An 11,674-nucleotide genomic window follows, 5' to 3' on the forward strand; every position below is an offset into this window, starting at 1 on the left:
TCAAAAAAAGATTAGACTCTTTTTTGAGCTCTTTTCTTCTCATAATGCAATTTATTATTTTAAATCTACGCAAATTCTATCCTTTAATGCAGGGTAGATTTATAGCCTGTGAAAATGTTATTTCATTTTTGAAGACCTCTTCACAAAATCCTTAATATCCTTTAATTTTTTCCCACTAATATTATCTTTGATGGTTGAATCTATTTCATTTTCAATATAAAAAGTTTTCTCTTTAACCTTTACCTCAAATTTATATTTATATTTATTTTTATCCCAATCTATTAAATTACTTTTTAGTTGCGCAATATCCCTTAAATCAAACTGAATCATAAAAGGTTCTAAAGCTGGATAAAAATGTCCAAGTTTACTATTTTCCTTTAAAAAAACTATATATGTGTCACCAGATTTAGGTTTTATATACAATGGATCTTTATTTTTCACTTTTTTTGTAAACACTTTCGTAGCACCTTTCAGAATTATTCCATTGTCATCAATAACTTCATTACTTTCCTCTAATACGAGGCTTTCTGAGTATCTATGATTTATTAAAATTTTATCCTCTACAGAGTCGCCTTTTAAAATTTCTTTGACATGAAAATTAAACAGATGGCCTTCGACATCTTCACCTTGAATCTCATATGATGAATTGTTTGCCATATTCCATTTAGAGTGTAAACCGTCATATTTACCTAGTACAATTACATCTGCTTCTTCCACCATTTCACTTAAATGACTTGTAGTTTTGAATGTCTTACTTAATACTATAGTTTCAGAATTCGATGAAACATTGGACACTTCTGCTATGTCTGAATTTGACCAAATTGTTTTACCAATAATAATTAAAAAAGTAAATATTAATAAACATAGACTCCATTTTATTACTTTATATTTATACATTATAATAACGTCTCCTTAAAAGTTATTTTATATCATTTTCTCAATATAAATATTCCGAATTTTTAAAAAATATTAATTCAAAACAAGATAATGATGCTATAATTCTCTTGTTAAAAATAATCTTTGGAGGGATAATATGAATTTTAGAAAAGGGATTACTGCATTTTTATTAGGTAGTGTGTTTGTCTTTTCCAGCGTTGGAGTTTCAGAAGCTTATGTAAAAGAAGGATGGAAGCTACCTTCAAAATCAGCTACATATAAGTGGGGAGACAGATTAGACGATGGCTCCAGTATCATTAAATCCGGTTGGCAAGCTGCAGATTCAGCCTGGTACACTGCTTCTCGTATTAACTTTACAGTCTCTTCTTCTTCTGTGAACAAATTAAACTCTTGGTTTGAAAGTTCCTCTACTTATTATGGAAGAATGAACACAACTTATAATACATCCACTAAAAAAGTAACGAAATTCGCTGGTGATATTAATGCAGGGAATACAAATATTACAAAATCTAATGTTGCTAAAAGTACAGGAGTACATGAGTTTGGTCATGCAATAGGAATAGGTCACAACAGTGGTACTTCAATTATGAACAGTAATCGTAATCGTACTACTATGCATGTTCCTCAAACTGACGATAAGAATGGTGTAAATGCAATCTATTAACAGAAAAAGGAGATGATTTCTTAATGTTAAGTAAAAAAGCAAAAACTTTAGTAATTGCAATTCCTTTAGCTGCAGTGATTGGTTTTGGAGGTTATTCAGCATATAATAGTCATTTCTCCAATGTTGCTGGCGAAGATAAGAATGCTGAAACTGTCATTCTCAGTAAAGATTTCCCTGCTACAAGTGATTTAAATCAAATGATTAATGAAGCCGATCTAGTTGTAATTGGTGAATATGGAGGTCTTGACTCTAAGTGGAATATGGCACGTAATCCAAATAATCCATCGGAAGAGGATACAGAAAATTATGTTGAAGGACATCTATATAATTTCAATATTTCCGAAACAATTAAAGGTGTTAATGAAAATAAACAAATAAAAATCAATCATCGTTTTGCAGAAACTGTTAAGCTTGAAGATTCTAATGCAGTTGTTGCACCAGACGGCACAGTTACAAAACAAGCTACTAAGGTAACTACTAAAGAAGTTCAAAATAAGGATCCTTTATATATCGAACCTAAAGTTAATAAAAAATATATGATGTTTTTAAAGAAAGATCAATTATTTGGAAACTACTACGGAGCAATTGAACCATTTGCAATTACTTTTGATGAAAATAACAAAGCTGACCTACAAACAAACATAGAAACTATTAATGAAAGTAAGATGTCTTCCAAGGCAGAAATTGCAGGTAAAACAATTGTATTGAAAAATGAAATACATGAAACTATTACTGACAATATTAGCGGTAAGACACTTAATGAATTAAAAGATCAAGTAAAACAAAATGTTAAGTAATAACCATAACTTATAATAATTTATCCTAATTCATACGATAGTAAAAATTAATTTATTAAAGTTGTCAAAAATTAAATATAAATTATCTTGAACTCCTCCTACTTCCACATCGTTTAGAATTTTGGGATGAATGTCATGAAATAATAAAAAAGAAAGGGCTTATCTTTAAGTAATCCTTAACATAAGCCCCTCCTTCTATCTAATTATTTAAACACATTCATTTCCATCACTCTATACTGCAATTTCTATAACAATGGATTACCTATTTCAAATAGTGAAAACTACAAATTAGTTGAAAAATTAAACGTTTATGCAGTTGGTTGGACTTTACTATTACCACCAATTGCCGTTATGCATATAATTGAAAAATAGTTCATTTCTAAATTTATTATGAGTCTACACTGAATATTATATAAATGTAGATATAAGACACTTCACTACACTAAAAATATATCCAGAAGTACTTTCCTCCTCATATGATTAAAAGTACAACAGATAGGCTCTTATGCGATTACACATAAGAGCCTATCTGACTAGTATTATAAACAACTATTTATATAAAATTCTTTCATACTAAATAAAAGATATCTCTACAATTATTCTGGGAAAATGAAGCTAGCGTTCCCTTCACTATTAGCTGAATCCTCTTTTGGGAACGTAATAGTAGATCCTTCATTTCCCTTATTTCCATTATTTATTTCTTGTTCCTCAGGAAATACAATGAAAGAATCGTTATTTAAGTTTGGTGAAAAACCAAGTTTAGATAAAATAGCTTTTAAGTCAGGTAACACACCAATTTTATCGGAAGTTGGATCATTAGATTTCGTTCCAGTACTAGAATCACTTAAAATATCCCTTAGCTGGCTTGGTGTATATACTTTCCCCTGATTATTTTTTGCGATTCCTTGAATTGATGCAGCAGCACCCGCAATAATAGGTGATGCACTAGACGTTCCGCTAAAGCTAGATGTATATAGATTTGTCATAAATTCACTTGGTTTTGCATCTGTTGTGTCTACTGCATTTCCCCATCCATAAACATCTAGTCTACTACCGTAATTAGAGAAATATGAACGTTTATGAGGGACCCTTGCAGAAGCTGCCCCAACCATAATTGCCCCTGAATCTTTAAAATCAGGACTATTACGATTTAAAACTTGTTTACCATTACGGTCTCTAAATTGATCCAAATCATTTCCGCCGTTTGCACCTGCTTCAATGATAATAATTCCCTTATTTGCTCCTATACGAATTGCATCAAATATATCTGGTTTTACTTCTACAGGAAGATAGTTCTTATCTCCATATCCATCGTATGTTGCTTGGGCTTCTAATAAAAGGATATCTCCAGCTTGCATATTGTTAACTGCACTTAATATAGCATCCGCTGTATTATATCTACCGTTATCTCTAATCTGGGATACAACTTTCACCTTAGCTTTTGGTGCAATCCCAATTCCGCCTATGTTATTATCTTCTGCCGAAACAATCCCTAAGACTGAGGTACCATGATCATGATGTTCACTCTTATTCTGTCCTGATATCAATTCGATTTTCTGATTCACTAAATCTTCATGAGTAAATAACCAGCCATACTCCATATCTACAAAAGTGGTTCCTTTTCCATCTCCACCTTTTATACTCCAGGCATAAGGTGCATTGATTCCTAATGGTGCTGGTTCAAGGTAACCTTGCCTTGTAAGTCTAGGCTCATCATATGGATTAACAGATAAATTCGGTAAACGCTCTTCTGGTGGTGCTTCTTCTTCCTGTAGATATGCCGTTTCAACAAGAGATGATTTTTCAAATTTTACAAGTAATGCTTGTACATCAACATCAACTTGGGTTTCTACAATATAATAGTTTAGCAAATTAGAAGAAATATGATCAGAGTCTTTTATTTCTTCACCTAAATTTTTAATTTCTGTAGGGTTTAAAGAACTAAAAAGTCGATTTATAGTTATATTTGGGTATTCGGCTAAAATTTTAATTAATTCAGGGTCTTGTTTTTCTTCTTTAATGAAATTTTCTATCCCATCCTGATATGGTAAATTTGCTTCATTTTTAAATTTCAAAATTAATTGTTTAGTAACTTGCTTATGTACAGTAGAATTTAATTGCTTATTTGAATAATTGTAAGTAGCTGCGTAGGCAACTTCTGATTTTTCACTTGGAAGTATACCACCTACCCCATTAAATGCTGTTAACGCAATTGAAGAAACTAGAATTCCCTTAAAAATTTTCAAAATGTGCACCTCTTTTAATTTATATATGATTATAAAATGCTTTATATGGCCTTAATTCTTTTTTTATATAAGCTTCTTATATTTCCAACTCCGTCCATTTTTTAATATTTGCTTGAACATCATTAATACAGCTACTTCATATCATCAACCCTATTAATTTAGCTACATAACTGTAACCATTATAGTTACAACGATAACGAATAGTCAATCTAATTTTTTATGCAATTTCGCATTTTAAATAATACATACTCCTAATTATTTTAAGATAAGTAAAACTTCTATCATTTTAAGTAATTGCATATATGTAATATAAAGCATGTAAAAGAGGTCAAAACGTGGTAATCTCAAGGCAAGATTCCTGGACTAACGATAACGATTTACTTCTCGCATCAACAGTACTCCAGAATATTCGTAACGGTGGAACACAGTTAGCTGCATTCAAAGAAGTAGCAAAACTACTAAATAGGACACCTGCAGCTTGTGGATTTCGTTGGAATTCATACGTGAGAAAACAATACCAAGAGGAAATACAACAAGCAAAACAAAATCGAAAAGTGGGAAACACTATTTCTCTCTCTCAACAAAAAAAAGAAACAAATTCTTTATCTATGACATTAGATGATATTATTCTCTTTCTAAAAAATTATAAAAAAACAAATGAATTTACAAACTTACAAAACCAAATAAAAAATTTAGAGGCAGAAAATCAGTCCCTTCTACAACGTGTAACTATGTACGAAGAAGAGTATCGTATGTTACTTAATCAAATTGATAGGTCAAGAAGTTTAGTTGTAATTGATTAAAAGAAGCAGTAAATTACTTTTATATACTTAGGTCGTAACCTAAAAAATTTATATATATGAGTTAATTTAAATACTAATAAATAAAGTGCACGTTTACTAATAGTAAACGTGCACTTTATTTATTTCTTAAAACATAAAATTTAATTTTCAACTCATTAACAATATTAAAATTAGGATGTTTGTTTTATAGGTATTTCTTTACTTCTATTCTCAATAAGTCTATCTAAAAGTAAGTAAACAAATCCAGAAATAATACAACCTACACCTAAGATTGTAAATAACATATGCCCCAAAAGCTGATCCAGTAATACACCACCTAGAAGAGGTCCAAATACATTACCTGTAATCCATTGCAGATTAGCCGCTCCCATATAAGTCCCCCTCAAATGTTCTGGAGCTATATTAGCAACAAATGTCATTTGGACAGGTGACATAATCATTTCTCCTACTGTATAAACTGTATAGGCTATTAATAATGAGCCTAGAATAACTAAATCATTTGCGTCTATTACTTGAAACCACTTTGGTAACCATCCTATCGCTAAAAGGCCAACACCAAAAAGAATGGCACCATATAGCATTGATTTACCAATTGATTTGTGAGTTAACCACTTTGAAATTGGAAATTGAAAACATACAACTAATAAGCCATTTAAAGTCATTAAATATGGAAATGGATTACTATTTCCAAAAATCATTGTATCCTCATTACTAAAATGAAGTGGTAACATACCTTCCGATTGTGAGAATCCCATAAATATAATGATTCCCGTCACTATATAGAATAGAAATATTCTATCTCTTATAACAACTCTTAACGTAAACCTTATTGACTGTTTATGTGTTTCCTTATGTATCATTATATTTTTAGGTTTTGTTTCCTTTAGAAACAATAACATTAATATTGTATAAAACAGCATGGTTCCAGAAGTAATCAAAAATATGACATCTTTTGATACAACCACAACTGCTGCACCAATTATAGGGCCTATTGCAGCTCCTATATTATGGGCCATTCTAAGTAATCCATATGCCTCAGTTCTTTTTTCAGGTTCTGTTACATCGGTAACCATTGCAGATGCCGCTGGTTCAAAGAAAGAATTACATAGCCCTAAACCAATTGATAAAATGGCATATGCTATAAAACCATCAATAAACAAAAAAACAAGCATTAGTAGCCCATTACTGGCCATAGAGAGTACCATAGTTGGTTTCCGTCCATAAGTATCCGCTATATGCCCTCCAATTAATGAACCAAAACTTGCCGCAATTGGGGATAAGGCTATAATTATACCTACCTCAAGTAGAGAATCCACTTTATCCTTCAAATATAATGCAAAAAATGGCATTAACATCATCATTGCAATACCATTTAAGGCTTCTCCGATAAAGCGAATCCAGACATTAAGGTCCATCCCCCTTAATTCTTTCCATGTACTCCTCATATAGTTACCTCGCCTATGCTCAAAGTATATTTTTATCCCAACAAAAGTTTTACTATATTATTATTAAAATCTAAATTTAGCCGGCTATGCTGAAACCTCCGAAAAAACCTATCTTTTGATAAAATAATACAAACTTGTCCCTATGATTTCTAGTGCCTCCTGCATACGTTGAGGAGAAATATTTTCTAAAACGGTATCTTGAGGTGTGTGGAATACCTTTTCAACATGATAAATAAGGGGATTCCAACTCTCTACATCCATCCAAATAAATAGTGCCGAGGAAATTCCAGCTTCGTAAAATGGTACATGATCACTAGAATCAAACTTTCCAGTTAATAAAACCGATTTCCCTAATGCTTTACTAGTAGCTACCGCAGTATTTGTTACTTCATTTTGAGAACCATCTAGTGTCATTGCATATAAATCCTTAGCCTGTTGGTAACTAGTCGCTATCATATCTGCATTAAAAACCCCTAGAATATGTTTCTTATCTGTTGTAGATAACTGATTAACATAATGGTAAGCACCTAAAGATTCATTTTCTTCTGCTCCAAAGGCTATGAACTGAATTTCTTTATTAGTCTCTATATCTTTAAAATTGTATGCTAACTCTAATAAAAGTCCTACGCCGGAAGCATTATCATTTGCTCCAGGTGCTCCGATAACACTATCATAATGAGCACTCATTATTGCTACATCCTCATTGTCTGTCTTGTATTTGGGCTTTTTTTTCGCAATAACATTTAATGAACTCAAATTCATTTCGTGTTTTGCCTTTAAACTAACTATATTTTTATTATGCACTATCTTATCTTTCATTCTAATTCCCTGATTATAAGCAAGCCCAAATACAGGTATTGATTGTTTCTTTTTTAGAACTGGGTTAAAGGCTTCTCCATAGTTGCCTCTATCCCCAATCGTACTATATAACAATACAGCTTTTGCTCCCTTTTCTGCTGCATACTCAACTTGCTCATTATATTTCTCATACGTATTAGCTTGTTCTAATAATACTATTTTCCCATGAATTGGCTCAGGTGAATTTTTAATATCATTCTCTTTTCCAATAGAAACTACCTGTCCCACGACAGGATCTTTAGGTATAGATGCATTAGACGCTGCTCCAACTTGCCATTCTTTTTCTCCATTCATACTAAAAGAGATACTCCCAATATATTGATCTGGTACAGGAAATGCCTGATACTCAACTTCATACCCTAATTTTTTCAATGTATCTCCAATGTAAGTAGCTGCTTTATTTTCGTCCTTAGTTCCACTTGGACGTGGACCAATTTTCTCAGACAGAAAACGTATATGTTCAATAGCTCGACTAGCTCGAACCTTATCTGCCATAAGAGAACGCTGATCATTCTTAGTCATAGCATATACTGGTATTGCTTTTCCAGATAAATTACTAAAGAGGAAAAGCAATACAACCCCAAAAGTTACAATAAACTTCTTTGTCAGAATTAGTTTCTTCATTTGTCCTCCCTATAATTAAAAAAGTTTAATAGTAAAACCTTCCCTCCTAACACACTTACTTAGAAGAAAAGGTTCATTAAAATAATCTCTAACTCAAATTACATGTAAAAATAAATAAACCGATATTGTTTTTTATATCTCCAAAAAATTCATTTTTGTTTGCATACCAGCAATATTCTTTTGAAACCAATTAAGAGTTTCCCATGACCTCTTTCTATTCGTATAATCAGTTTCCTGAACCTCAAATACAATTCCTATCTTTTGATCCAAAGTATTGTTCTTCACTTTTAATAAAGTTTCATGTAATAAATTTTCATCAATAGATCCATTAACCGGATTCTCTCCCTCAAAGCAACGTACCTCACTATAAGGAATTGTTAAATGCTTAAAAGAACTAAAATGAAAATGTTTAATATGATCCATTAAGCTTAAATACTTATGAAAATCCTTATATTCAATTTCCTTTTGCCTTAATAATTTAGAAATACCTAAACGTGTAAGATAGGTTATAGACCAATGACATATATCCCATGTTATTCCAACGTTAGATAACTCCAAATTAACCAAATCAGTAAAATCTTCGGGATATATAAATATAGGATCAAAATCATCGCCCAAGTTTCCAATAATGGGTAGGTTTTCAACGCCAATCCATATATCAGTTCCTTTTATTTCTTCATCTAGCATGTTAAAGAACTCTATAATCCTTTTTCTATTATCAAGAAGATTATAGCTCTGAAATTCCGCGACATTCATGAATTGATTAGCATGCACCGTTATACCAGATGCATTATACTTTATAGCAAGATTAATAAATTCATATAGTTGTTTTTTAATAAATTCATCATTTAGGTAGTCTGCATTATCAGTAGGAAAATGCAACGTTAACAGGGATGGATTAAGAGTTTGAACAAAAGAAAGGACTTCTGAAAACCTTTTTATATATGAGTTATCAAATAAAGATTTCCCATCAAAAATATTTGCTTCTAATCCATAGCCTTTTTCAACCCATTTTAAGTCAATCTGTTTACTATCTAAACCAAAGAACGGGACCTGTGGTATTAACATATTCTCTTCACCTACCATGTCCCCCTTACTAACATAAATGCCTCAGCCGCTTGGTATCCAGATTTGGCACCCCATACCAATGCGTTATGTCTCATTGCTTCTATAGATCGTGGATGAGGAAATTCCCTTAACTCAGATTCATAATGTCTCATCGCACTTAATTTCTCCTCCAAATGATCTTCAATATTCACAAAATAATTAGGAAGGAACTTATCTTTTTCATTATAATTCCACTCTGTAGAAGATAAGGTTTCATATGCAAATACCCATTTGATATTAGTATCTGGCAGAGGGCGTGTCGCTGTCATTACTGCTCTGTAAACAACAGTATGATCAATATTTATATCTCCACCATATTGAGTATAAATAATTGTAGGATTTATTTTTTTAATGTGATGTTCAATCTCTTTGACTACATCAAGTAAAGGTAATGTATCAAGACGATTATCAGGGAAATCTAGTCTTGCAAAACTTTTTACACCAAGTGTAGTACATGCCCCCTCTGTTTCTTTATAAGATAAGTTCTTAATCTCTAAATCTAGCTCTTTATATTCTTTAGCTCTAGAAGATTTTCCCTCTGCAAGTATTACAACATGTACATCATCACCTTGTTTCACGTGTTTCGCTATTGTTCCACCAACACCAATTATTTCATCATCCGGATGAGCGGCAAATACAAGTACATTCATAGAATTTTAGACTCCTTTAATTAATTTTTCTGTTTCCTTTGGCCCACAATTTAGTAAAATATCTAAAATAGATAAATGTGGTATAAATTCCCCAAATAATTGCTTGTACGAATAATCTCTTATTCTTTGGTAGATAATTTCTATATTCTCATTCTCAAAGTCGTTTTCGTTTAAATAATCTTGCCCTAAACTTCCAGAATAATAAGTACTGGCATTAAATTTCTGACACAACTCTAATACAAAATCACTTTTCTTACCTGTAATCCCTTCTAACTCTGATACATAATATAGCTCCGTATCAATGTTTAATTCACGGATAATAAAATGAATAAAATTCATGTTCATATCATTTAAATTAAGCCAATCTTCTGAATAAAAACTTTCTAAATAATCCTTATATACATTAAAGTAAGGTGCATTAGAATAATTAATTCTTATCGCTTTCCAATGCTTCCGTTCCCAATCTTGAGTATTGTCTATCTTTAACTTATTAAATGGAATTTCTTTATAATTCTTCATTTGTATTGGAACCGTTAACCATGATGCCCCTTGTGAAGTTTTAATACGGTTCCTATTTAAAAAACCTTTTTTTTCAAATTGTGCTATATCATGAAATACAAACACATCTGATTTATGAATTTTTTCAAAAAAACCATACCAAGGTAAATAACTTGGTTGGTGGCCACTAATAATCATAGCTTAAGTCCTTTCTTTTAAACAAAAACATTTTTTCAAAGCTGCTCCCCAGTATATCTTAGGTCTAGCAATCCCTTTATTATGTGAATATCCTAAATCCGCATACTTTAATTTATTATGAATTGCTAATTCAAACGCATCATTTAGTAGTAAATATGAAGATTGTGAATTTTTCCCTTTGGTATTATTAATATTAATCCAATAATATAAAACCTGTTTATCCATTATAAAAATGCTGGAACTAATTAGTTCTTCTTCTAAGAATGCCCCTAAGAAAAGGATTTTTTCTTGTAAATTAAGAACTAAATGATAAAAAAACTCTCTACTAAATGAATAACTCGCTCCTATACTGTTATTATGTTCTTGATATAATTGGTAAAACTCATCTAATTCCGCTACAGTTATAGGACGAATTTCAACATTCTGTTTACGTGCATACCTAACACTTGTCCTAGCTTTCCCGGAACACGATGTCCATAAATCCTCAAAGCTATTTGGTAGATCTAACATATACGTTTCTTTATAATCCCATTTTTCCTTACTATAACTTTGAAAAGGATTTATCGTTATAGGTAATAAAAGCTTTTGAATTTTATTTTCAAACTTCTTATTTATTATGGATTCATAAACTGAAAAATCTAATTTATCTTGGCCAATTATTATTGGGCCTCCATAACCAATTAAACTTCCCAATAGCCTACCATCCTGCACATACATAGGAGATAAAACTACTGTATCTCGTGTTTCTATTAGTACTGGGAAAAATTGAACACCAGGTAATAATTCCATTAATTTACCCCATTCGTAACTATGAAATACAGAACCATTGTATTCTTCCATACAGGCATCCCAATATTGGGCGTCAGTACATATTTCGATTTCCATAT

11 protein-coding genes and 1 pseudogene are annotated in these 11,674 nt (G+C 31.4%); 4 read left to right on the forward strand and 8 right to left on the reverse strand.

What is annotated here, in order from left to right; translation table 11 throughout:
* Positions 1-117: 117 nt before the first annotated feature.
* On the reverse strand, positions 118-897 hold the full coding sequence (locus MKX31_RS27040; RefSeq protein WP_262787771.1) for a hypothetical protein: 780 nt from the start codon (positions 895-897) through the stop codon (positions 118-120).
* 136 nt (positions 898-1,033) lie between these two features.
* Between MKX31_RS27040 and MKX31_RS27045 the strand changes: the two genes are divergently transcribed.
* From MKX31_RS27045 to MKX31_RS27055, 3 genes and pseudogenes are all read left to right on the forward strand, one after another.
* Positions 1,034-1,561, forward strand: a complete 528-nt coding sequence (locus MKX31_RS27045) for a matrixin family metalloprotease (protein WP_001011319.1) — start codon at positions 1,034-1,036, stop codon at positions 1,559-1,561.
* Between the two features lie 23 nt (positions 1,562-1,584).
* Positions 1,585-2,358 carry a cardiolipin synthase gene (locus tag MKX31_RS27050; RefSeq protein ID WP_262787769.1) on the forward strand — a complete coding sequence of 258 codons (774 nt, stop codon included), beginning with the start codon at positions 1,585-1,587 and terminating at the stop codon, positions 2,356-2,358.
* A 258-nt stretch (positions 2,359-2,616) separates the two neighbouring features.
* Positions 2,617-2,730 (forward strand): annotated as a pseudogene (locus MKX31_RS27055) (DUF3221 domain-containing protein); the annotation flags it as partial.
* A 224-nt stretch (positions 2,731-2,954) separates the two neighbouring features.
* On the opposite strand, the gene MKX31_RS27060 reads toward MKX31_RS27055, so the two are convergent.
* A complete protein-coding gene (locus MKX31_RS27060) occupies positions 2,955-4,604 on the reverse strand; it encodes a S8 family peptidase (RefSeq protein WP_262787767.1) in 1,650 nt (549 codons plus the stop codon).
* A gap of 335 nt (positions 4,605-4,939) precedes the next feature.
* On the opposite strand from MKX31_RS27060, the gene MKX31_RS27065 reads away from it, so the two are divergent.
* Entirely contained in the window at positions 4,940-5,407 is a 468-nt protein-coding gene (locus MKX31_RS27065; RefSeq protein ID WP_262787766.1) for an RsfA family transcriptional regulator, read from the forward strand.
* Positions 5,408-5,577: 170 nt separating this feature from the next.
* On the opposite strand, the gene MKX31_RS27070 is transcribed toward MKX31_RS27065, so the two are convergent.
* From MKX31_RS27070 to MKX31_RS27095, 6 genes are all read right to left on the reverse strand, one after another.
* Positions 5,578-6,852, reverse strand: a complete 1,275-nt coding sequence (locus tag MKX31_RS27070; RefSeq protein WP_262787454.1) for an MDR family MFS transporter — start codon at positions 6,850-6,852, stop codon at positions 5,578-5,580.
* Between the two features lie 108 nt (positions 6,853-6,960).
* Positions 6,961-8,334: a M28 family metallopeptidase gene (locus MKX31_RS27075; protein WP_262787456.1), complete on the reverse strand. Its 1,374-nt coding sequence runs from the start codon at positions 8,332-8,334 to the stop codon at positions 6,961-6,963.
* Positions 8,335-8,466: 132 nt separating this feature from the next.
* Entirely contained in the window at positions 8,467-9,402 is a 936-nt protein-coding gene (locus MKX31_RS27080; RefSeq protein ID WP_340981800.1) for a TIM barrel protein, read from the reverse strand.
* Positions 9,403-9,413: 11 nt separating this feature from the next.
* Positions 9,414-10,091 (reverse strand): PIG-L deacetylase family protein, encoded by a 678-nt coding sequence (locus MKX31_RS27085; RefSeq protein ID WP_098103208.1) that lies wholly within the window; start codon positions 10,089-10,091, stop codon positions 9,414-9,416.
* A 6-nt stretch (positions 10,092-10,097) separates the two neighbouring features.
* Positions 10,098-10,787, reverse strand: a complete 690-nt coding sequence (locus MKX31_RS27090) for a WbqC family protein (protein WP_098103207.1) — start codon at positions 10,785-10,787, stop codon at positions 10,098-10,100.
* 3 nt (positions 10,788-10,790) lie between these two features.
* Entirely contained in the window at positions 10,791-11,672 is an 882-nt protein-coding gene (locus MKX31_RS27095) for a GNAT family N-acetyltransferase (RefSeq protein ID WP_222655456.1), read from the reverse strand.
* Positions 11,673-11,674 lie beyond the last annotated feature (2 nt).

The organism is Bacillus sp. FSL M8-0063 (assembly GCF_038005545.1).
Taxonomy (GTDB): Bacteria; Bacillota; Bacilli; order Bacillales; family Bacillaceae_G; genus Bacillus_A; species Bacillus_A wiedmannii.